We start from the raw sequence: 24,944 nt of genomic DNA, 5'->3' as shown, positions 1-24,944 counted from the left end.
GTAAACCCACTCTCACTATAACAAGCAAAGGGGGATATTCAGAATACACCTCTGGTTGCATATTCTCACACGTCTATTTAAATACTATTATTGAAATTAAAAACTACTGTTTAAATTTCTTTCTATATTTATATCGCAACACCATACCCGTAAAGTTCAACCCCAGTACTAAAACAATAAGCACTATAGCCGTTCCATACTGTATATGCCGCGTTGCTTCGATATGAGTTCCTGCTGTTGCAAGCACGTAGATGTGATAGGGAAGAGCCATGACCTCACTGAACAGTGAATCTGGTATATGCGGTGTATAAAATGTTGCACAGGTAAACATTATAGGAGCTGTCTCACCAGCTGCTCTTCCAAGTGACAGCATTATACCAGTTAATATTCCGGGCAGTGCTGTTGGCAACACTATCTTATAGATAGTTTGCCACTTGGTTGCTCCAAGTGAAAGGGATGCTTCGCGATACGACATGGGAACCGTAAGCAGCGCTTCCTCAGTTGAGCGTATAACAAGTGGAAGATTAAGAATACCCAGCGTGAGTGAACCGGCAACAATAGAAGAACCAAAATCCAGGAATATGACAAACACGCTTAACCCAAAAAGGCCAAACACTACTGATGGAACACCTGCTAAATTATTAATGCCCAAACGTATAAACTGAAGCACTTTTACATTTTCCACATATTCTGTTAAATAAATTGCAGTCATAACACCAATAGGCACTGATATAACCGAAGAGCCTATCATAAGATAGAATGTGCCCAAAAGAGCAGGGAATATTCCCCCTTCGCGCATTTCATTCCTTGGGAAAGCAGTTAAAAACTCCCACGACAAAGCTTTATAGCCCTGTAAAAATATGTAGCCAAGTACAAACAGCAAAAATGCTATGATAACATATGAAAGCAAAGTAATTATTATGAATGATGTTTTTTCAATTGCCTTAGCTTTTGCCTGTAATGATGCCATAGTTTCCTTTAATGATATTTGAATTTATATTTCATTGAGAGATAGTTGGCAATGACATTGAAAAGCATTGTAAGTAAAAACAATATAATGCCAATTGCAAATAAGGCATAGTAATGATCACTGCGATATGATGCTTCTGCCATCTCGGCTGCAATGTTAGCAGTGAGAGGTCTTACCGGGTCAAATAGCGATGTAGGGAATGTGGTTGCACCACCAGCTACCATCAGCACCACCATGGTTTCACCAAGAACCCGTGCAATGCCCAATATAATAGCTGTCCATATACCAGAAAGGGCTGCCGGCATGGTGATGTGTACCTGTTTGCCAACGGTTTGCACCAAGGGCATACGATGCTTCTTTTAACGACACCGGCACCGATGACAAGGCATCCTCCGAGATACTTGCAATTGTTGGTATGGCCATAAATGCAAGCATTAGTGACGCGTTAAATAGATTTAATCCCGTATCAATATCAAAGTGATCCTGTAAAAATGGAGCAATAACAACCATACCAAAAAAGCCAATGATAACCGATGGAATGGATGCAATAAGTTCAATTGCAGGCTTGACAATTTCACGAACAAGTGCGGGAGCCAATTCGGATAAATAGATAGCTATGCCCAAACTGAATGGCACCGCTATGAGCGCAGCAATAAATGTAACCGAGAGTGATGCCACAATAAGAGGTAGGGTCCCAAATTTAGGCGGTTCTGATGTTGGATACCAGCTTGTTCCAAAAAGGAAATCATTTAAACTAACAGTTTTAAAAATTGGAAACCCTTCTTTAAAAAGAAATATCATTATTAAAAACAAAAACGAAACTGACAAAAATCCTACCACAGCAAAGATATATTTTACTATCTTGTCACTTAAGTTATGGATATTAAGAGCTGATTTTAATGTATCTTTTAACATGGCAATTTAATAAATTCTTTTATAATTTCCTCATATACTGTGAAATGCTACTGGCAAAAATAAACGTAAAATACCATATATTCTATTTAAATAAAATAAATTCAACTCAGTCACTATAGATTTTAATTTAACAAATCTCATAAATATAAAGAAATTATGAAGACCGTGTAAAGATATTGTAAAATTAAAATCTTTCAGGAAACGGTTTCCATGATGCAATTATTTTTTCCATTCCATATCTGCGTTTTGGTTATGCCATAACTTTTTCCTTTCACCGTTTTAACTGCCAGCTTTTATCCTCCATTACTGTAACAATATCACTTTCACTCACAATAAAATTGTCTCCATCAATCATATGCGCTAGTGCCCCAGCTGCAACGGCAAAAGCAACACAGTGTTCTAAGGTGTATCGACTCATTAATCCGTACATAAATGCTGCTGCCATAGCGTCACCTGAACCTACACGATCAACAACGTTGTGCAGTTTTCTAATTTTTAATTCTGTTATAGTATCACGTGTTGCTGCTACAGCTCCTATCTCAACCTCAGAAGCGGTTGTACCATATCGATGTGTTAGCAATATACTGTTCAAATTTGTAAAATTTGTAAAAAGATAATCTATACTATCATTATAGTGATAGTGTGGTAGATTCTCTGACAATAAAAGCATCTTGATATGTTCTTCATTCCCAATTAACACATCTACTTTTTTTACCAATTCACAAATCATGCGTTTAGCCATCTTTATATCTTTCCATAATGTGTGGCGATAGTTAATGTCAAACGATACAACCCCACGATTACTCTTCACAATGTCGCAGGCTTTCATTGTTTCTTCAACTATTGCCGGCGATAGTGAAAGCGTTATCCCAGTTGTATGAAACCACCCACAGTCTTTTAAAGACTCCCTCCAGTTGATGTCACCTTTTTGTATTAATGCAAATGCGCTGTGAGCTCTATCATAGAGTAAGTGTGATGGCCTAACGCCAATACCTTTTTCAAAAAAATAAAGCCCCAGCCGTGAGTTGCTCACCAATCTGATGTCATTTACATCTATGCCAAACGATCTGAAATAGCGCAATGCAGCATGCCCTAATTCATTATCAGGTAATGCAGTAATTAATTTTGTTTTTATCCCCAATTGCGACAGCATCACTGCACAATTAGCTTCAGCACCACCAAAATAAGAGTGAAATACATTTGTCTGCATTAATTGCTGAGTAGCAGGAGGTGATAGGCGCAAAAGCACCTCGCCCCAGCAGGTAAAATACTTTGAGCTATCGAACATGTTAGTATTCATAGATGTTATTTACATTGAAAAGTTAACTTTCATTATCACAGCCCAGAAAAATAGTCCAATAAAAAACGTAAAAAAAAGCGCTGACGCTATTGCAGTTATTGTGAGTGTTTTGCCCGGACGAAAGATTGCTGGCAGATGTGTGTGACATATGTAAATGCCTAGTCCAATCACAAGTGGCAGAAAAACCGTATCAATGATTGCAGAAATTTGCAAAAGTATTACCGGTGCAGGGAATACCACTGCAAAAAGCGCAGTGAGCACCACATAGACAAGGACAAATAACCTGTAGTAATTGAGTTTCACATCACCATCTTTCTTGCGCTGATACCACACAGAGTTAGATGCTACACGGCATAGCCCATCAATATTTGCAAGCAATGTGCTAAACAGTGTGCCAAAGATGCCAACAAGGAAAATTATCTCGCCAGCTTTGCCAAAGCTCTCCCCTGCAATGCGCGATATCTGCAGTCCCAATTGCTCACCTTTAGGAACTATGCCTTTGGGATATAATATCACCGCACCTGCAATCAAAAACAATACTGTTAATAGTGCGGTGATAAGAGTGTTAATACTCAAATCTATCTGATTAATTTTTATCCATTGCGTAATCCTGTGTTTGTCGTCGTCTGTATCTACGGTGTTAGTGCCTTTACCACGTTTACTTCCTTCTATCCACAATGAGTACCACACCACACCAATTGCACCAGCACCAGTCCACCCCAAAAGTGGTATAAGCTCGCGCAACGTATGAAAGGGCGCACGAGGAACAAGCCCCTGTGCCATCTGGGCAGGATTAGGCGCTGTTTCAATTAATGCATATACTAAAAATAGTATCATTATGAAAACAAGTACTCTGGATATTTTTTCCAGAGTTGTATAACTTCCCAAATATAGGATTATTCCAACAGTTACTATCGAACACACCGTTGCCACCTCCATTGAAATTGCAGGAAAAAGTCCATAGATGCAACTTCCCACAGATAATGCAATTCCTGCCATCCCGGAAACGCTTGCAATAAACACTATCCAGAAAAGTGTTATTACCCAGCCAGTTTTAAGTTTGAAAAGCTTGCAATCTATTTCAACCTGTGCAAATGCAATCAAAACATTCTCCCCTGTTGCGATGGTGTAGCGGCCAACCAGTTCAAAGATAGCATATTTCATGGCAAGCGAAACCACCGGCGCCCATAGGAGCAAATATCCAAATAATGCGCCAGAGCGGGTAGCAAACACAAGCTCTGACACCCCTATTGCACTTGCCGACCACACAAGACCAGGTCCCAACACTTTGATAAGGTTAAAACCAGAGGGTGGTTTTTCTATCATACTTTCCTCCATATGAATTATATTGCTACAATTTCAAATGGAACTCTCTGCCATGTGGCAAAATAATTTTTTGTGCACCAACATCCCAGTTTTGTAGCTGCGCATCAGTACAATATTTCCCCTTTATCTGATAGTGTATAGGTATTATCATTTCAGGTTTGACTTCTGCAACAAAGCGCGCTGCTGCCTCTAAATCCATTCCATCTTTGCCCACCAGAGGGTACGTTGAACAGGCAACCTGTATCATGGCGATAGTTACCGAGTATGGGGTCAGAGCCTTGCGTAAATTTTCCGTATACAGGGTATCTCCCGAAAAATACAGTGTAACATTGCCTTTTTGTACAATGAAACCAATTGCATCCTTTGCAAAAGGATGAAACGCAGGGACCGCACCAACAATAATGCCATTGCAATCAACACTTTCTCCTGGGGTCAGAGCCTTAAGATTTTTCACCCCACGTTTTTTGGCACGCTTTATTGCTTTAATTGAACCTATAACTGTACAATTTTTTTCTTTTGCAAGGGCGATAGCTCTGTTACACCAGTGGTCAATGTGATTGTGCGAAACCAGCATGTAATGAAGCGGTGAAATGCCTTCAGGATCACAGACAATTGGAACAGCCCGCAAAAACTCAAACGATCCCCACCAAGGATCGGTCATAAAGACTACACCATCTATATCCATAACAACTGTTGCCTGGCCAATTAATGTAAATGAAATATTCATAATAACCCTCGTATCTAAACCTATGGAATGATAACTCCTTTCATATAGTCACTTCTTTGCAGTGCAGATTCAGCCTCATCTATACTGAATTTATGAGTTACCAACTTTTGCAGTGGAATCCCCTGTTTCATAGCTAATTCCATTATTTTCAAAGCAACGTCAAAAGATTGTGGTGGACATGACCATTGACCGATTAAAATTACATCCTTAAAACATAAATCAGCAAATGGATTTATTGTTGTATTTCCTGTATCAAGGAAATTGCCCAATTCAACAAATACTCCACCTCTCCTAAGTACCGCTAACCCTTCTGGTACCGCTTCAGGTACCCCTGCACATTCAACCACCATATCAGCACCAACATTTCTAGGCGTTAAAGAAAGAATGTATAATGAACGTTCCCAGAAATCAGGATATTCATCAACATCTACAATATGATCAAAGACTCCAATTTCTTCTGCAATTTTTAACCTTTCTTTAATTTTCCCCACAAGGATAACCCTATAAGCACCAGCTATCCTCGCAGTAATACCAGCTGCTATTCCAATTGGTCCTGATCCAATTATTATTGCTGTATCTCCTGGTCCAAATCCTTCTTTTAATACTGGATATGGCATCATGGCTTTTCTTACTCCAACAGTTGCAGCAAACACATCAGTTAATACTGCAATTTCATCTGGCATATCTTCAGGAATTTTGTAAACCCACACTCCAGGCAATAGATAACAATACTCTGAATACCCACCAAATAAATGAGGATAGTCAGCACATGATAAATTTTGGCCATACCCTTTTGCATTTAAACATAATGTAGCAGCATGATTTGATGGTAAAAACCTACAATGGTAACACTCTCCACATAATATTCCAGCATACCAAGTTACTCTGTCACCAGGTTTTAGTTCTTCTCCCTGTACTCCCATTTTCACTTTTGCAATAGGACCAATTTCTTCAATAATCCCAATATTCTCATGCCCTAGAATCATTGGAAATTTAACAAAAAGTGGCGCAGGATGCCTGCCCTCATACAAATGTTTATCAGTTCCGCATATTCCACACATTATCATTTTTACAACTGCACTATCTTCTTTAGCTTCTGGATATGGAAAATATTGAATCTCCATTTTTTTAAAATCCGTCATTACTGCAGCTTTAACTTTGTGTTTCTCCATAGGCAAACCTCCTAATACAATTTTTTAATTTATTTCTTTTCGGGAACTGTTGACAAACCACTCATACGCATCAATAGCGCTTTCAATATCGTTTTTAGTTGGTTTCCAGCCTAACACTTTCTTTGCACGCGTGTTATCAAATACATAATCTCGCAGCGCTATCTCTAAATGTTGCGGCTCTAGAGGCGAAAGCTTGATACGTGACAATCCTTTAACAAGTGCACGGGCTAACGCAGCAGGCACTGAGATTATCTTTTCTTTTTTACCTGCATGTGTAAAGAGAGCTGAAACAAGCTGGTGTAGTGTTGGGACATTATCGCTTGCAATATTTGCAATGAGCAATCCCCTGTTTATTTTTTTTAGAGATAGCAGCACTGCCTGTGCAACATCGCGCACATCCACCATCTGTAATTTTGTTTTACCACCACCTGGCAGTATCACAGGTTTTCCCTTATACACTGCTTCCATTTGTGCCACTAAAAAAGGCTCATTTTGCCCTGGACCATTTATTGTTGGTGGCCGTAGAATTGCAACACCATGCCCTTTATCTGCTAATTCCATGCACATGTGCTCACCTATAACTTTGTGTACTCCATACGGGCACACAGGGTTAAGCAGTGCATCTTCAGGGCATGGAACGGGAACATCAATGCCATACACCTCAACTGACGAGATGAAGACAAGTTGTTTAATTGCACGCTTTTTACACACTTCAACGATGTTCCTTGTACCAACAACATTTATATCATACATACGCTGTGCATCTTTGACAAATTGCGCAAGCGCAGCAGCACAATGTATTATAGCAGTAGCATTGTTGCAGGCTTTCATTACCAATTCGCTATCAACGATATCGCCTTTCACAAACGTAAAATTGCTCTGCCCTTCTGCAGGTGATTCCTTTATATCAACGCCAGTAACTGCATACTTTTCACGGAGCAACGTTTGCACTACATGTTGTCCCAGATATCCAGAACATCCGGTAACTACTACTGTTTTCATAGACAGCTCCTTACATTACAGCTTTCCGTATTTACGGTACACATCAAGAAGTGACTTGCCCTGCCGTATTTCCTGGCGCGAACGTCTCTCTGCCTGTACCACTTCTTCTGCCTTTTCCACTACTTCCTTTAAATCAACATCCTTTATGGGAATAACTACTACCCCATCACAGTCAGCAAAGATAATATCACCGGGATTTACCCTCACGCCGCCACACCATATAGGGCCACCAATTCCCACAAGATCAACCCTTCCTATTGAATCCGTTGGAATATTGCCACGTGCCCATACTGGAAATTCAATTTCAAGAATTCGATTTATATCGCGGATAGGTCCATCAACCACTGCACCTTTCACTCCACCAAAGTACTTGCAGGTAGTTGACATAAGCTCGCCCCATGCACCAGCGCCGTAAAATTCATTGGTATTGACTGCTACCACCTGCCCTTTTTGCATGGTGCCAAAGAGATCCTCAAGCACCTTTGCAACAAATTCAGGGTCATACTCTTTTAATCGCGTGCTTTTTCGCGTTTTTGCTTCCTCCATGGTAAATGCAGGCCCAGCTATAGCAGCCTTTGGCATGATTGGCGTAAACCCTGAGCACAATGCCTGATGCATAAATCCCATCTCATCAAGTGTGTCGCATACTGCAGGCGTATACGTTTTTTCAAGACGCTCGCAGAGCTTTATAATTTCATCATACGAATATACTGGTGCCATAAACGTACCTCCTTTATAATAATTCCAATGTTATAAACGAAAGCTGGTGCGGATTCAAACGTACTGAAATTGAAGTGTTAAATAGTTTGGCTGGTTTGATCTTTTTCCCATTGATATCAGAATAATATGCGTGTAACGCACGTTTTGTATTCACACGTAGTTGAGCGGTCTGTGTTGTGCCTGATAATTCAAAAACACCTATCACAACTTTATTTCTTGCAACTGGCTGATTATAGATAACCCGTACATTTGCATTGTGGGTCTCAAACGTCACTGGCCTATTGAAGCCCAGCTGATCAAAACTAAAATTATACGCGGTAGCTATGGCTTCATTTTTCGTTTTTGCGGTAAAGCTTGTAAAGGTACTTTTAAATGCGATAGTTTCTGGTAAATTTCGTCCAAGGCCTACTGTGCCCCACAGCGACCATCCAATGCAGCAATGATAAAATGCATTTGAGTTTTTATCAGGTACTATCGCCTTGCTATTGTGTGGGATAAACACCGCATAGTGCAAGCGGTCTTTGTGCATGACAAACCCATCACAATGAAAAGATGAAGGCACCCCATGCATCCACTGAAATGGGAAAAGCGTATCGTTGATGCTTCTAAATGGTGCAACATTTTTCACAGCAGGGATAAGGGTGCTTTCTGTCTCATTGCTTCCCCATTTCACAACAGAAAATGCTGAATCATACAACAACTCCTCTGCAGCCACAGGATAGGAAATGTAATGTTCGGCAATTTGTGGTGCAGTTCCTGTAAAATGCTGAACAAAATCAATGCGCTTTTGCTGTGCGGGAATGATAATTTCCTGTGTAAGCGAAAGCGACGGCGTAAACAGCTGATAGAAAAAGTACGCTATTTTTAATAAAAACGGTGGAAGCTTTACCCCAAAGGCATTGTGTAAAAATTGTGAAAGTACATCCATCCCCTTGTAGTATGATCGCTCTGACCCCTCAACAACTATTCTGTAATCATTGTTGCTATTAGTATATAATGTTGACGTAACTTTTTTAAATCCCTGGATGGTTTCAAAGTAATTGCGTTGTGCCACATTTTCGCCGCGAACGCCAATCACATATTGATTAAAACCGTACTGATGCTTGGCATTCACCCATTCTTTTTGTAGCTGTTTGTCAAATATGCTGACAATGCACCCTTTACTGGTATCAAATAAAATGCGGTAAAATGCATTGTCCAGAGTAACAGGATTTGTGTGCACGGGAAGCAACGTCCATTCTCCTTGTGCTTTGTGACTATGCTCAGGATATTTGGCATCTTTTAAAGTGCCTAAAGGCGTATATACCCATCTGTTGCGGGTGTGCATCCAGTCTTTCACATCCTGCGACGTATAGTGCGTTTTCCCAAAAGGCACGGGTCTTGGATTGTGGTCATTGTTGAGTATGATTGCCATGTAGCCATCAAGGATTTGGTCTATGTGTTTGCTACTTTCAACAGGATTGCCGCGAAGTATGAGTTGCACCATATCTACTCCGCGCATAAACACTTCAGTATCGTACCAGTAATTGATAGACAGGCGCTCTGGATCAACCTGAATAAAATCCAGGTATATCTGTTCGCCCCAGAATGGTGGCAGTTCCCCTTGTAGTAGCGGGATTTGACCAGTGTATTTTTCTGCCACATATTCAAAAAATTCTTTTGGTGTTGCAATAATTATCTTTGGATTTATAAATTTTTCATTCCATCTTTTAGCAATCTCTGAAGGCGTAATTGTTTGGGGTTGATTGTCGCCACCTTCAGAAGGGTAATATGGTAAAAGATAGGCATCGTAAGGGTAATTCCAGTGGGCTTGATTGTAATCATAATATCGCAAGATCTCTTCTGTTGGATATCCTTTTTCAAGCTGTGCTAAGTGACGTGCAATGCTATTTTCCATGAGGGTAAATTTTTCGTCGTTGAAAGGCAGTGTCAGCCGCATATTCAAATCAAAATTTTCACCATATCCATTGAGGCCCACCGTATGCCATACCAAAATTTTTGCGCTTTTATCAGGAGAAGCTAAATAAAAAAGAGGTGGCACTTTATACCGCGAATCGTTTGGACCAATCATACAATATGGAATGTTATTTGCGTATAGCACTTTTGGTAATTTAGAAAAATCCATCACATCGTGTATGCAGGCAGTTTTGACGGGGATGCTATGTGCATGTGCAATTTTCAGCGTATGTTGCAATGATGCAAGCAGAGCATACGGGCTCATAAACCGATTTTGATGGGAGATAACAAATGCTCCCAACTCAAAATTGCCTTTTTTAAGTTGCACAATGAGCGCATTTTTTCTTTCCTGTGGTATTTCTTTTGCATTAAGATACTCAATAACAGGCCAGCTTACTTCTGTAAAAAGTTTAAATTGTGAGTTCTGCGGATAGCGTTGCGTCTTTTTACAAAGCTCAAGGTGCGTTTCAACATTTTGCAGATTCTGTTTTTGTATATTTTTTTGCGATTGCGTAAAGCCTATATCGATATGTGCAAAGGGCACACAATAGATTTTCCAATTCTTTACCGGGGGAATTGTGATGGAATGCTGCGCCGCAATCACACCGTTTTTGCGCAGCACCAATTTGACATTTGAAAATGAGCCTACCAAATCGCGTTTACAATCAACAGCAATGAATTTTGTTTTTTGTGTAATTTTTGTTTTTGTTACATTGCCATCAATTGTAATAACTATCTCCCCATCATATTCTTGATGTGATTCAATAATGAATCGTTGCATATAGGTAGAGCGGTATTTATACACTAATGGTGTTGGTGTGATTGAAATGGGTGTATCAGCAAATGCGCCTGTATAAAATCCAATTGCAATTAGCACACACAAAATTTTGCAATACACAGCAAACCTCCGTTGTACATCATACAATATCTAATTTTTTATACCACTGCAAAACTGCCTGTATATGCTCCTCCATGGCTTTATACGCTTTAGTATCATCTCCTTTTGTAATTGCTTTAAAGATGCGTTCATGCGATTCATATTCCCATTGCAAAAAGTCTTTACTGTGCTCGGCATTTTCCCTTTTGCCCACAAGAAATGAGAGTATAGCTTCAAGAAAGCGGACGCATACAATATTTTTAGAAGCTCTTGCAATCTGTAAATGGAACTGTCCTGCCCATCGATCCACATCCCCACCGCTATTTATACTTTGCTTTGTTTTTGACAATGTCTGTTCAATTGCTACTATATCCTGCTCATTCCTTCGCAAAGCTGCCAATGCAGCAATGCGCGGTTCTATCAAAAGGCGTGCTTCAAAAAAATCTGCCATACTTTCATTATCAATTATTGGAACAAAGATATGAGGCCCAATGATTTCTTCTTTGGAGATAGCTCTTACAAATGTTCCTTCGCCTGGTTTTACATCCAATATGCCCATCAGTGCAAGCGATTGTACTGCTTCACGCAATGTGGAACGCCCCACCTGTAATTTCTTCATCAATTCGCGCTCGGGCGGCAATTTACTCCCGGGTGCAAGAGTGCCATTTTTAATATTAGTCAAAAGCACATTGACTATGGATTCTGTAAGTTTGCTTCGCTTTACTGGCTGTATGGTATCCATATACATTTACCGTTTGACCTTTTGGCTTTTTTCAACTGCTTCCAATAAACCTTTCATATATCCCAAAGCAAAGAGCCTGCCTATTGACGAGTATGCAGGATTATCGTTGCTGTCTCCCTCCATAGTGGGAACATGATCAGGACGCATTACCCCATCGTAGCCAATCTCATAGTATGCCTTCATGCATTCATACATATCAATCATCCCATCATCGTGAAACGTTTCAGTAAACTTGTATGCAGTTCCCCTCACATTTCTAAAGTGAACAAAAAATATTTTTTTCTGCCTTCCAAACTTTCTGATTACAGATGGAAGATCATCTGTCATAAGTGCAAAGTTTCCCTGGCATAGCGCAATGCCGTTGGCTGGACTTGGATAAAGATCTATAAGCTTCTGGAAATTTTCAACCGAACACATAATTCGTGCCACACCACGGATAGGCGAGAGAGGTGGATCATCCGGATGCATGGCAAGTTTAACCCCTGCGCGTTCAGCTTCTGGTATTACAGCTTTTAAAAAATATTCAAGATTTTTCCATAATGTTTCTTCTGTGATTACTCCATATTCGGTCATTGGAGCATTTTCCATCAGTGAATGGTCATACGAAGTTGCCAGCGCGCCACCGCGAATTGGCGTAGTAGTTGAAGTTCTTGTCCATCCAAACACAGGCATCCACTCATAGCACCATACAGGAATGCTAAGTTTGCCCATGTTTTGTATAAGCATTATGATATTTTCAATTTCTTCATCCCTGCCGGGAAGGCCTAACTTAATTTTTTCCATTGGTGGACGGGATTCAATAACCTCCAGTTTAAATCCTGCATCGTGATATGCAGTTTTAATATGCACTAATGAATTGTAACTCCATGGCCAAAAGTCTTTAGGGAGCGACTCCCATCCTGCATACAATTGCATACCCCCCACCACATGTTCTACCCCACACTGTTTCACCAGCTTCCACAGTGGCGATGGGCGGGGAGGGATAAGTTCTGCAATTTTAATCATGCTTTTTTCATCTCTAATTGTTCTGATTATCAGCTGGTCTGATGATATTACATGTGATATGTTTGTCAAGAAATTTTTTAAAAAATTATATTAATATTTCTTATAAAACGATTAGGCTTGCATAAAAAAATTGAATTAATACAAACCAGCAAGCCATCTGTGCATAGCCAAAGATGCAGTATACCATGTCTAATTGATAAAAATTTGCATTGACTGTTTACCCTATACAAGAGTAATGTTTGTCAGGATTAAGTATTCAAAAACAAAAGATATATTTATACTTATGCACACAATAAAACATCATTTTGTGACATTACCTGGCACTCCGTTACCGTTAGGCGTTCACCTAGACAGGCATGGTGCACGCTTTGCACTATTCAGCCGACATGCAACTGCTGTTTCAATACTACTTTTTGCTTCTTCAGAAACCGAAGAATACATTGAAATTGAACTGGATCCAAAACTCAATAAAACTGGTGATATATGGCACATCTGGATTGCAGGCATTAGAGAAGGGCAGTTATATGGCTATAAGGTTGACGGACCCTATCAGCCACTTCAAGGACATCGTTTCAATAAAAACAAGCTGTTGCTTGACCCATATGCTAAAGCTATCAGCGGTAATCATATATGGGATTTCAGTAAAGCATGTGGTTATATAAAAGGACATCCCGATGAAGACCTTTCATTTTCCACGGATAAAAATTATAAAGAATCGCCCAAATGCATTGTAGTTGATACTGAATTTGACTGGTACGACCGCCCTATCCAAACTCCAATGGAAGATACCATTATATATGAACTTCATGTGAAAGGATTCACCTATCACCCATCATCACAGGTATTACACCCTGGCACTTACAAAGGACTTGCCGAAAAAATACCATATCTAAAAGAACTAGGAGTTACCGCTATTGAACTTATGCCCATACAGGAATTTGATGAATTTGAAAATGTTAATGTGAATCCGTTTACTGGAGAACGGCTTAAAAACTACTGGGGTTACAGTACCATTGCTTTTTTTGCTCCAAAATCAAGCTACTCATCAAGTGGCACAATGGGACAGCAAATTAATGAATTTAAAGAAATGATACGCGATTTTCATGAAGCTGGCATTGAGGTTTTTTTAGATGTTGTATTTAATCATACTGCTGAAGGCGATCACTTAGGCCCTACTATAAGCTTCAAAGGACTTGATAATTCCATATATTACATGCTTAAAGACAATAAGCGCTTTTATCAAAATTTTTCCGGTTGTGGCAACACCGTTAACTGTAACAATCCACTTGTCCGTGACTTCATACTGGATTGCTTGCGCTACTGGGTTGTGGACATGCACATTGATGGATTCAGGTTTGACCTGGCATCAATTCTTGGGCGAGATCAAGATGGCAATATTCTTCAGAACCCTCCACTTATTGAAAAAATATCCGAAGACCCAATCCTGCGCAATACCAAGATTATTGCCGAAGCATGGGACGCCGGTGGAGCATACTTAATTGGACACTTCCCGGGCCGATGGGCTGAATGGAATGGAAAATTCCGCGATGACGTTCGCCGTTTTTGGCGCAGGGATAATGATACCGTGGCCAATTTTATGCAGCGCATTATTGGCAGCCCTGATATCTATCAGCGTACAAACAGAAGCCCGTTGCACAGCATTAACTTTATCACCTGCCACGATGGCTTCACCATGCTTGATTTAGTATCGTTTAACGAAAAGCACAACCTAGAAAATGGCGAAGACAATAGAGATGGCGACAACAACAACTTAAGCTACAACTGGGGTGTTGAAGGGCATGATGCTCCACCTGAAATACTGAAAATACGAAGGCAGCAGATCAAGAATTTCTTTACCACACTGCTTGTTTCACAAGGCGTACCTATGATACTGGCAGGCGATGAAATGGGACGAACCCAGAACGGTAACAATAATGCCTATTGTCAGGATAACGAAATATCCTGGGTTAATTGGGACAGGAGGAAACAATTTGAGGATATATGGCGTTTTGTACAATGTCTGATTAATTTTCGCAAATCCCACCCGGTACTGCGGCAAAAGCGCTTTTTAGCAGGTACTATTCAACAGGGATTTACAGATCCTGACTGCGTGTGGCACGGCGTCAACTGCTATGCTCCTGATTTAGGGTATTTTAGCCATTCCATTGCTCTGCACCTTAATGGTGAATACGCTCGGCTTGTATCCGGTACACGTGACAACGATATCTATATCATTTTCAATGCTTCTGAGTATGACCTTACATTTTCATTGCCAAAGCCATTTAACGGTACATACTGGATACGAGTTGTGGATACTTCACTGCCATCACCTGATGATATAACACTGCAGGGGACACCAATTGCCTCACAGGATAGCTATTTATGTAAAAAAATGTCTTCAGTGGTTTTGATTTCTTCACCGGTATGACGATAGTGTAATTGAGGGTTTTTACCAGTAACTATCGCCCATACTATTTTTTTAATATATGTATTGCATAACTGTTATTAATTATATATTTTTATTATTGCTATGATACCAATTCTTATTACATCGCTGATTATTGTCATCATCATACTGCTATGGGCAATCACAGGCAATGATACAAAGCCTGATGCAAACAAGACTACACCACCTGAAAAAATTTATCGCCGCCGCGCAAGTGACCTTGAAATTGAAGAGCAATACCCTGATGCCACCAAGCCTAAAAGAAGGGCAACTGATGTGCCTGTGGAGAAAACATTCATTGATGAAGATTTTAAGCTGCCATACTCTGCTGAAGAAATAATTCCTCCTTATTCACGGTTCAGGATATATATGCGGATTTTAATGAATGCTGAAGTGTATGCAAAAAAAGGCGATTTTACCACTGCAATATCATTATATGAAGGAGTTAATGAAAGAATATTAGATGCTGAAACCAATACTAAAATTGAAGCAAACATTGACTATCTTAAGAAATACAAACAAAAACAGGAACAACAGCACCGTCAGAGAGAGGCTGAAGCCAAAAACAAACCCAATGAAATAAAAATTTCACTTGATAGCCCAATCAAGCTTCCTGACAAAATACAAATTGGATTTAACCCACAGCCACTAGATGTTGACAGAATAGTTGATGAAATTACCAAACGTATACAGGAAAAACAGAAATTAAAAAACCTGGAAGAAACCACAATCGATAAATATAAGGATGAAATTGCTACACTAGCATCACGCCTTGAGGACTTGAAGAAAGAATTGGGTAGCCAATTAAAGGGATTGGCTTCAAAAGATGAATCCTCTGAAATACAGAAACTACAGAGCCAGCTCAATGACCTCACTGACAGGATGTTTAAGCTGTATGAAGAAAAGGAAAAGACCAGACAGGAATTAGAAAACTTAAAAGAAGTACATTCCCGACTTCTTGAGTCAGGCAAACAGCCTCAGGTTTCAACTGTCAAATACGAAGGCAAATTACCAATAGAACTTGATCCTGAACCTATATTGAAAATTTTGGAAAAACTACCAACCATTACTGCTCCACATCCACAGCCTGTGAATAAAGATAAAATTCACAGTGATATGGCAAAAGATATACTGAAAAAACTATATGGCGATACCGTCATACCTGCTCCAACAACACAATCATCACAAGTTGCAGAAAAAACAGAAAAGCAAAAGGAAGAAGAGGACTGGGAACTAATACGCGACATTGTGAAAGACGATAAAAAAAGCCAGCTTGATGAAGTAAGCGACGAAGATATATTTAAAAAGATACTTGAAGATGATAAGCATAAAAAAAATGACGAAATTGAAATACTAGGCGATTACAGAAAATCAGAGGATGTTGAATATGATACGGATGATCCGGAAACATTGCGTAAACTTGAAGAAGACCGTAAATTCTACGAAAAGTTTTTACAACATGATAGGCGAAAGAAAAAAGAATTACCTATACTAAAAGTAACGTATGACTTTAAAAAGCTTCCTGATGAATTCAGCCTTTCCAGAGAAAAGAATATCCTTGAATATGCATTTTATAAATACCGCCCACTTTTACAGAAAGCAGACGACCTTATAAAGAAGCGGAAAGTACGTGATGCGCTCAATTACTATAAAGTGGTAATGCAGCAGAATATACCACCAGAATTCAAATCCATGATACGAAAAAATATTAACGACCTCAATGAGTATCTTGAAAAATATCTTACTTCAGATTAGATGATATAGACAACTCTTTCTTTTTTTATTGACTTTCTGAGTACACTTTGTGTATCTTTATATTATCAGTGGAATATTACTATGATTGAACCAGTAAAGTACAACCCGTCTACACCTGTATTATTACAGCATAAAAAAAAGAGCTCAACTTTTCCTCACGACACAAACGATATCCTAGCCCCTATGAAACGCTTTAAAAAAGAACTCCCGGTACCATCACTTGGAGAACAACCTGACCTCTCTTTGAGGAAAGTCCGTATACGTCAAAAGGAATTTTATTCACATCGTGGACAGGTATATGAAAAATTACAGAACACACAGGCTGCCATTGCTTCTTACCAAAAAGCCACATACTATGAGCCTTCGGACACAAATATCTTTAATCAGATTAAACGGCTGAAAATACAAAACTTAACCAACATCAAAGCATAGTACCTACCTGTTTGTTTTATTTAAAAATTCTTGATATTATACTCCATAATACCGATTTTTAATGTATAGCAGTATTGCTGAAATATATTTTTTTGTTTACTTTTAATGTGAATATACTATTCTTTGAAGCAACACAGCAATTTTATTTTTATAATGGCAATCGATGGTACAGGAACAGTTTAAAGTTGTAAACTATCTGGCAAATTCTTTCATTATTGTAGAAGGAAAGCGTAACGCTGACAATTTTTATATTATTCGCCAGGGAAAAGTAAAGCTTGTAAAAGAAAATCCAATAGCTCAAGAAGCAAATCCTCTCCTTGGGCCAGGTGATTTTTTTGGCGTTATTCCCTGTATGAGCGGCCATGCCCACATTGAAAGCGCCGTAGCACTTACCGATGTATCACTTATTTCAGTACAGCGCGATCAGTTTGGAATACTCATCCAGAAAAACCCTGCCGTTGCCATGAAGATCATTCGGTTTTTTTCACGCAAACTAAGAGAATTTGACCAAGCAATAACGCGCCTGACATTTGCCAATGCAGTTGAGGAGGACCCCGAACACCTTTTTAAAATTGGCGAATACTACCTTAAAAAGAAAAACATCCCACATGCAGCGTATGCATTACAGCGTTATATACAGTATTGCCCTACCGGTATAAACAGGGATAAGGCGATAGCTCATTTAAAGTCAATCAATGCTCCGCTCAAAGTCCCTGAAAATCCTCAAAAGAACAGCTTAACCAGGCTATATAAAGACAACCAGATGATATTCTGTGAAAATGAACCCGGTGATGAATTATATATCATTCAAAGCGGCAAAGTCAAAATTACCAAAATTGTCGATGAAGAAGTGCTGCTTGCAGTGCTAAAACCAGGCGACATCTTTGGCGAGATGGCATTGCTTGAAAACAGGCCACGAAGCGCATCGGCAATCACATTTGGCGATACCACACTTATGGCAATAAACAGGCAAAATTTTGAAACAATGGTTCAAACCCAACCACAGCTTGCAACCCGGCTCATACAGCTTTTGAGTGAACGAATTTGGACAGCATACCGACAGCTTGAAAACCTGATGATACGTGACCCGTTAGGCAGGATGTACGATACGCTGCTTATACAGGTTGAAAAACAAAAGGTAAAGATAGCTCCAAAAGAAAGCTTTACTTTTGATTTTGGTGTCAAAGAACTTCTCAACATGGTAGGCATTCCCCACGATAAAGGTGATCACCTTGTAGTGGAATTATTGGAAGATAAAAACATAACATTAGATGAAGGCAAGCTCATCTGTACTAATCTGGAAGAGCTTGAAAAGACTGTTAACTTTTACAAGAAAAAATCAGCATTAGAACGAAAACGTGAAGCCAGCAAGAGTAGTTAAATACAGTGCGATAGCTCTTTTTATTGTTATACTACTGATTGCTGCTTTTGCAGCAGCATTTATCTATTTCTTCCCCAAAGAAACACTCAAATCAATAATAGTAACAACACTGCAGGATTCTTTAAACAGACCTGTCAAAATAGGTACCATTGATTATAGCATCACAGGTATACAGATAGCAGAATTATTTATCTATGATACTGATAAAGATAAGCCATTTATTGCACACTCAAAAGACGCTGCTATACGGTTTCAGCTTATGCCTTTATTGCAAAAACAATTCATCATCAATTATATCTCGCTGGATGATGCTGTAATACATATATTGTATTATACAGAAAATAAGACCGTAACATCAAATCTTGAAAAATTGATCAAAGAGCTTTTGGAAAAAGAACAATCAAGCATCACCACTCAGATAAAATCCCTGTCTTTACACAATACAACTGTCATTCTTGAAAACCCCCCAAAAGAGCTCAAACCACTGGAAGGCACCTATACTATAGACACCAATGTTGAGCTTAACGATGAAACGGTAGATTTGAAGAATCTTTCACTACTACTACCACAGAATAGAGGAAAAATTGTTGGAGATTGCTCAATTAAAACCACTAAAGATTTTAGCATACGAGGCAATGTTACCTTACATGGCTGTGATCTATTATGGGTTTATCGCTGGGGCAGCAAACTTGATACTATACTACCCTACCGCATATTTACCGGCAGCATTGACAATTTGTCAATAACAAAGAACAATGTTCAAGGAACAGTAACAGGAAGCTGCAAGCTTAGCAATGGAGCAATGCTGTATATAAGCAATCTGTTCTGTAATGTAAGTATAAACAAGGGGATAGTAACTATTGCCAATGCAAAAGGAAAAATAGAAAATTCAAACTTTGTCCTGAACCAGTTGCTCTTTACCTTTAATGGAGATATCACAAATATAAAAGTAAGTGATGCATCCATTACAGTAAAAGAAATAGCACCATTACTTGGTACAATAGACATAAGTGATGTTTCGGGAGTAATAAAAGGAAATTTTGAATATAAAAACAAAGCCATAGATGCTGACGTAACGCTGCAAAACATCGTTGTTGGGAAAAAAGACCCTATTTTTTCCGTGAAGGATACAAATCTGCTTATCAAAAACAATCAGTTTAAAAAAGATGGGATACAGGCGGTTGTCTATTCTGTACCCTTTGGACTGTCTGTAGCTACAGCAGATTCTTCGTTTGAAAAGTTTGCAGTAAATATAGAAGCAGATGAAGTTGACCTGAATAAAATCATTACTGGACAATCAGAACAACCTGAAAAATCAAAAAAAGAAATTAACATACCCTATGAACTTTCCGGAAAGCTTTTGATACAAAAAGCATATAAAGACCAATTGGTTATTGAAAAAATTAACTGCAATTACACCATGTCAAAAAATGTTATTGCTCTATCCTCATTTACTGCAAAGATTTTTGGTGGAGAAGTAAGTGGCAGAAGTGTCATTTCCCTTTCACAGGATAATCCCCAGATTAACCTGGTGGCTAAATTTAACAATGTACGTTTACAGAATATAACCTCGTACTTTAAAGAGTATGAAAATCGACTTTTTGGGAATGTATCAGGTCAATTGCAGGTAACTATCGTACCTAAAGATCCTGTTATTGACCGAATAACCGGCAAGGTTGAAGTATCTGTGGAAAATGGCAAATTAGCTAATACCGGATTGCAGAATGGACTGAGTATATGGCTGCAAGATTTAAAATATAAGCTTGCCAATTTAGAGTTTCAAAAAATATACGGTAATTTTAATCTCAGTGGTCCTGAAGTCACCATAAATTCTTTTATATTCAATGCGCCTGAAATACGGTTAAAATTAAACGGACAGTACAATCGCCATGATGAAAGCGACATCACTATTTCACTTGAATTCAGTTCCGCTTTTATTCAGGACCTGCCTAATCCGGCACTTTTGCAACTTGCTAAATATAAAAAAGGACGCTGGTATATAATACCATTTAAGGCAGAAGGGAAAAACATATTTGATGGTAAAAATATAAAGCAAGTACAGTAATTTTACCCTTTCAATTCAGAACGTATTTTAGCCATCAACCCCCCTTTGGCAATAATGTCCTGCATAAATGGCGGGAATGGCTTGGCTTTATATTCCTTGTTTTTTGTAATATTTTTTATAACCCCAGAATCAAAATCAATTTCTATTTCATCTCCCTGCTCAATATCACGTGCAGCCTCTTGGGATTCAATTATGGGAAGCCCAATGTTGATGCTGTTTCGGTAAAATATGCGCGCAAATGATTCAGCTATAACACACGACAGCTTTGCAGCTTTTATGGCAATAGGAGCATGCTCACGTGAAGAACCGCAACCAAAATTTTTCCCAGCAACAATAATATCGCCTGGCTTTGCCTTTTTCATAAATTCAGGGTCAGCATCTTCCATGCAATGCAATGCCAGCTCATCAGGGTTGGAAGTGTTGAGATAGCGTGCGGGTATTATTTCATCAGTGTTGATGTCATTTCCAAATTTCCATGCTTTTCCATGTGCCTTCATGTTGTACCTCATAATAAATTTATTGGCGATAGCTCTAATTATTTCACTTCTTCCGGGTGAGCAATCCTCCCAAGAATTGCAGATGCAGCCGCCACTGCAGGACTTGCCAGATAGACTTCGCTCTTTGGATGTCCCATTCTACCAACAAAATTACGATTGGTTGTAGCAACACAGCGCTCGCCTTCGGCTAATATTCCCATGTGACCACCCAAACAGGGCCCACAGGTTGGAGCAGATACAGCAGCTTCTGCTTCAATAAAAATATCAATCAATCCTTCCTCTAGCGCCTTCCGGTACACCTCCTGAGTAGCAGGAATTATAAGCAAGCGCACATCCTTATGCACTTTACGGCCTTTTAAAATCTTTGCTGCCACCCGTAAATCCTCAATACGCCCGTTGGTACATGAGCCAATTACCACCTGATCAATGGTTACTCCCGACTCGCGTGCAGGCTTGATATTTTCAGGTAAATGCGGAAATGACACTGTTGGTTCTATTTTGGAAGCATCATATTCTTTAACAGCAACATACTGAGCATCGTCATCACTGTAGTACAATGTATACGGTAATCCCGTACGGCTCTTTATATACTCAACCGTTTTACCATCGGGCGCAAAGATGCCGTTCTTGGCACCAGCTTCAATAGCCATATTGGCTATAGTCATTCTTCCTTCCATGGACAGCTCTGAAATTGTCTCACCAGTAAATTCCATTGATTGATATAATGCACCATCAACACCAATGCTGCCTATGATATGCAGAATAATATCCTTTGCCGAAACATACGGTTGCAGTTTGCCGTATACAACAAACTTGATTGACTCCGGTACTTTAAACCAAGTCTTACCGGTTGCCATAGCAGCAGCCATATCGGTTGATCCAACACCGGTTGAAAAAGCACCAAATGCGCCATAAGTACAGGTATGTGAATCAGCACCAATAATACACATCCCCGGTCGCACCAGACCTAATTCAGGAAGCAATGCATGTTCAACGCCAACTCTACCCACATCATAAAAATGAACTATGCCATATTTTTTTGCAAATTCTCGCAATATTTTAACTTGCTCAGCAGATTTTATGTCCTTATTGGGGGTAAAATGATCAGGAATAAGCGCTATTTTTTCATTATCAAAAACTTTGCCTATACCTAATTCTTCAAATTCCTTTATTGCTATAGGAGCAGTAATATCATTTCCCAGCACCAGATCTACTTTTGCTTCAATCAATTCTCCTGGCTCAACATATTCCTTCCCGGCATGTGCAGCTAAAATCTTTTGGGTAATTGTCATGCCCATAACAGTTTCCTCTTACTATTGATGTTTGTAATTACACCGGATTATAATAGTAAAAAATGTATCATTATTTTATTTATTTTCAGTTTTTTTATGACAATTTTGGCGATAGCTATGCAGGCGCGATGTTATCATCGCGCCTGGCCAAAGATTTATATATTCTCTACAAGTACTGCTGCACCCATTCCACCGCCAACACACAGTGTTGCTATCCCCCACTGTGCATTGCGCTTTTTCATCTCATAAATGAGGGAAACGATAATACGCGCACCAGTACATCCAACCGGATGTCCTAAGGCAATACCTGAACCATTCACATTGACTTTACTTCGGTCAAGTCCAAGACCTTTTTCACATGCCAAATACTGTGCTGCAAACGCTTCGTTGAGTTCAATCAGGTCTATATCATCTAACTTTTTTCCTGTCTTTTTAAGCAGTTTATTCACTGCCGGGACAGGGCCATAGCCCATAAGATGAGGCTCAACTCCAGCAAATGCATTGGCTGCAATCCGTGCTAAGGGCTTTACTCCCAGCTGGTGTGCGCGTTTAGCCGTTGTAAGCACCAGTGCCGCTGCACCATCATTAATACCTGATGCATTGCCAGCAGTTACTGTGCCATTCTTTTTAAATGCAGGTTTCAGGGCAGCAAGGCTTTCCAGTGTAACATCACGGCGAACATGTTCATCTTTTTCAAATAATTTAGGTTCACCTTTTTTCTGAGGTATAGGAACAGGAACTATCTCATCATTAAATCTTCCTGAATCAATAGCTGCGGCAGCTTTTTTATGGCTTTCGTATGCAACCTGGTCCTGCTCCTGGCGTGATATATTGTATTTTTCCGCTAGATTTTCAGCTGTCTGCCCCATGATATACGGCTCACCTAAAAGGCCACTGCCTGAATGAAGCAGTTCCCACATTGCATCAGTTAGCTCTGAATGAGTAAGGCGTAGCCCCCAGCGTGCTTTCCATAGTACATAGGGAGCATTTGACATTGACTCAACTCCACCAACCAATACAATATCCGAATCCCCAGCAATAAGCTGCTGTGTACCAAACACCACCGCTGTCATGCCAGAGGCGCATTGCCGCTGTACTGATGTTGCTGGTACCTCAACGGGGATACCTGCTTTCAGGGCAGCTGTACGAGCCACATTAGCTTCATCAGAGCCCATCAAACAGTTACCAAAGATAACATCCGACAATGCACTGCCTTCAATGTGTGCACGCTGCAAAGCTTCCTTCATAACAATTGCAGCTAATTCATACGCTTTAACATCCTTTAGCGATTGTCCAAAACTTCCTATTGGTGTTCTGCAAGCCGATACAACTACTACATCGTTGTCTGCCATGAATATATCCTCCATTTTATATAATAAAAATAACCAACCCTTACCCCATGGTAGTGGTGCACCATTAAGATGTTTTTGTAATACAAACTAATTTCTAATATGGTGGGGTTATTTTACAAGTTTTTTTATTCTGCCTGTATAACAATTTTTGGTAGCTTTCTATGTATAGGTATCATTCATCACTTGGGTTCCTATATCCCAAAAAAATAACATCTGTCTTTCCCATAATTTTACTGCATGTGCCCCCTTTGATCCCTATTGATGATGGCAGTCATAATTCAAAAAAACTGCCAAAGGGGATCTATCAAGTCCCTTCTAACGAAAAAATAATGCAGCACGTATAAAGCTTCTTGAATCAATGCTGTTGCCATAATACAAAAAATTTCTGAGCCCAATGTTTGTCAGAGAAATTATTTATAGAGTCCTTTGTGAAGAAAAAGGAGAAGCTTTATTCGCATTAGCTTATAAAAATAAGCATTTATTTCAGATTGCACGCATTCTTGATAGATTCACATATCATACAGTCAAAAGCGTGGTAGTAATCGTCTTGCTCACAAAGCAGGTATGGACATATCTTCTTTTCATGATAATTGTGGTCTGATACAAGAGAGATAATATGGTTTTTCTATATAAAAGCTGAATGTTAATTTAACACCCAACTAAAATGAACATGATATACCATACAGTAATAAAAGCAATATATTGACATAAGAATCATAACATCTCAGTAACTAAAATATCATCTAACTAAAAGATATTTATTTTCAAAATCCTCTTTTGTATTGATTGTAAAAAATCTGTCTAAACGGGAAGTTTTAAAAATGGTTATTATTGATGGTGGCACATTAAAAAGCGATAATGTTATCTTTCGATTTGTTGCACTGTTCATAAATTTTACTAATGTGCCAAGGGCTGATGAATCAATAAATTTTAAATTCTTGCAGTTAATGCCAATGACTTTAGGGTTTCTGCTCAAAGCGTCATTCCATGCAGCTTCAACATCACGGATAAC

At 39.2% G+C, this 24,944-nt stretch carries 19 protein-coding genes and 1 pseudogene; 5 read left to right on the top strand and 15 right to left on the bottom strand.

Going from position 1 to position 24,944, the window contains the following annotated elements; genetic code table 11:
- Positions 1-103: 103 nt before the first annotated feature.
- From pstA to N3F66_06845, 11 genes and pseudogenes are all read right to left on the bottom strand, one after another.
- Positions 104-988 carry a phosphate ABC transporter permease PstA gene (gene pstA / locus N3F66_06895; protein ID MCX8123876.1) on the bottom strand — a complete coding sequence of 295 codons (885 nt, stop codon included), beginning with the start codon at positions 986-988 and terminating at the stop codon, positions 104-106.
- Positions 979-1,885: pseudogene (gene pstC, locus N3F66_06890) on the bottom strand (phosphate ABC transporter permease subunit PstC). The gene pstA and the pseudogene pstC overlap by 10 nt, the downstream one beginning before the upstream one ends.
- A 271-nt stretch (positions 1,886-2,156) precedes the next feature.
- A complete protein-coding gene (locus tag N3F66_06885; GenBank protein ID MCX8123875.1) occupies positions 2,157-3,185 on the bottom strand; it encodes a sugar kinase in 1,029 nt (342 codons plus the stop codon).
- A gap of 9 nt (positions 3,186-3,194) precedes the next feature.
- Complete coding sequence (locus tag N3F66_06880; protein MCX8123874.1) at positions 3,195-4,511, bottom strand: Nramp family divalent metal transporter; 1,317 nt, start codon at positions 4,509-4,511, stop codon at positions 3,195-3,197.
- A 25-nt stretch (positions 4,512-4,536) separates the two neighbouring features.
- Positions 4,537-5,238 (bottom strand): MBL fold metallo-hydrolase, encoded by a 702-nt coding sequence (locus N3F66_06875; protein MCX8123873.1) that lies wholly within the window; start codon positions 5,236-5,238, stop codon positions 4,537-4,539.
- Positions 5,239-5,258: 20 nt separating this feature from the next.
- Positions 5,259-6,410 carry an alcohol dehydrogenase catalytic domain-containing protein gene (locus tag N3F66_06870; protein MCX8123872.1) on the bottom strand — a complete coding sequence of 384 codons (1,152 nt, stop codon included), beginning with the start codon at positions 6,408-6,410 and terminating at the stop codon, positions 5,259-5,261.
- 24 nt (positions 6,411-6,434) lie between these two features.
- Positions 6,435-7,412 carry an NAD(P)-dependent oxidoreductase gene (locus N3F66_06865; GenBank protein MCX8123871.1) on the bottom strand — a complete coding sequence of 326 codons (978 nt, stop codon included), beginning with the start codon at positions 7,410-7,412 and terminating at the stop codon, positions 6,435-6,437.
- Between the two features lie 15 nt (positions 7,413-7,427).
- Positions 7,428-8,132 (bottom strand): RraA family protein, encoded by a 705-nt coding sequence (locus tag N3F66_06860; GenBank protein ID MCX8123870.1) that lies wholly within the window; start codon positions 8,130-8,132, stop codon positions 7,428-7,430.
- A gap of 13 nt (positions 8,133-8,145) precedes the next feature.
- Positions 8,146-10,986, bottom strand: coding sequence for a hypothetical protein (locus tag N3F66_06855; protein ID MCX8123869.1), 2,841 nt, complete (start codon positions 10,984-10,986; stop codon positions 8,146-8,148).
- 19 nt (positions 10,987-11,005) lie between these two features.
- Positions 11,006-11,707: a FadR family transcriptional regulator gene (locus tag N3F66_06850; protein ID MCX8123868.1), complete on the bottom strand. Its 702-nt coding sequence runs from the start codon at positions 11,705-11,707 to the stop codon at positions 11,006-11,008.
- A gap of 6 nt (positions 11,708-11,713) precedes the next feature.
- Positions 11,714-12,712, bottom strand: coding sequence for a mannonate dehydratase (locus tag N3F66_06845; GenBank protein MCX8123867.1), 999 nt, complete (start codon positions 12,710-12,712; stop codon positions 11,714-11,716).
- Between the two features lie 235 nt (positions 12,713-12,947).
- Between N3F66_06845 and glgX the strand changes: the two genes are divergently transcribed.
- The 5 genes from glgX to N3F66_06820 all read left to right on the top strand — a co-directional run bounded on the left by glgX (position 12,948) and on the right by N3F66_06820 (position 20,791).
- A complete protein-coding gene (gene glgX, locus N3F66_06840; GenBank protein ID MCX8123866.1) occupies positions 12,948-15,140 on the top strand; it encodes a glycogen debranching protein GlgX in 2,193 nt (730 codons plus the stop codon).
- Between the two features lie 102 nt (positions 15,141-15,242).
- Positions 15,243-16,913, top strand: coding sequence for a hypothetical protein (locus tag N3F66_06835; protein ID MCX8123865.1), 1,671 nt, complete (start codon positions 15,243-15,245; stop codon positions 16,911-16,913).
- Positions 16,914-16,994: 81 nt separating this feature from the next.
- On the top strand, positions 16,995-17,345 hold the full coding sequence (locus N3F66_06830) for a tetratricopeptide repeat protein (GenBank protein ID MCX8123864.1): 351 nt from the start codon (positions 16,995-16,997) through the stop codon (positions 17,343-17,345).
- A gap of 163 nt (positions 17,346-17,508) precedes the next feature.
- Positions 17,509-18,726, top strand: a complete 1,218-nt coding sequence (locus N3F66_06825; GenBank protein ID MCX8123863.1) for a cyclic nucleotide-binding domain-containing protein — start codon at positions 17,509-17,511, stop codon at positions 18,724-18,726.
- Positions 18,704-20,791, top strand: a complete 2,088-nt coding sequence (locus tag N3F66_06820; protein ID MCX8123862.1) for an AsmA-like C-terminal region-containing protein — start codon at positions 18,704-18,706, stop codon at positions 20,789-20,791. The genes N3F66_06825 and N3F66_06820 overlap by 23 nt, the downstream gene beginning before the upstream one ends.
- Positions 20,792-20,793: 2 nt before the next feature.
- Here N3F66_06820 and leuD read toward each other — a convergent pair whose 3' ends face one another.
- The 4 genes from leuD to N3F66_06800 form a co-directional block, all read right to left on the bottom strand.
- Complete coding sequence (leuD, locus tag N3F66_06815; GenBank protein ID MCX8123861.1) at positions 20,794-21,300, bottom strand: 3-isopropylmalate dehydratase small subunit; 507 nt, start codon at positions 21,298-21,300, stop codon at positions 20,794-20,796.
- A 26-nt stretch (positions 21,301-21,326) separates the two neighbouring features.
- Positions 21,327-22,586: a 3-isopropylmalate dehydratase large subunit gene (leuC, locus tag N3F66_06810; GenBank protein MCX8123860.1), complete on the bottom strand. Its 1,260-nt coding sequence runs from the start codon at positions 22,584-22,586 to the stop codon at positions 21,327-21,329.
- 149 nt (positions 22,587-22,735) lie between these two features.
- A complete protein-coding gene (locus N3F66_06805) occupies positions 22,736-23,932 on the bottom strand; it encodes an acetyl-CoA C-acetyltransferase (GenBank protein MCX8123859.1) in 1,197 nt (398 codons plus the stop codon).
- Between the two features lie 739 nt (positions 23,933-24,671).
- Positions 24,672-24,944 (bottom strand): STAS domain-containing protein (locus N3F66_06800; GenBank protein ID MCX8123858.1); only part of this gene is annotated, 273 nt, incomplete at its 5' end.

Source organism: Spirochaetota bacterium, from assembly GCA_026414805.1.
Classification (GTDB): Bacteria; Spirochaetota; UBA4802; order UBA4802; family UB4802; genus UBA4802.
Note: the sequence above shows the minus strand (reverse complement) of the source record. Positions and strands in the feature narration are given on the sequence as shown.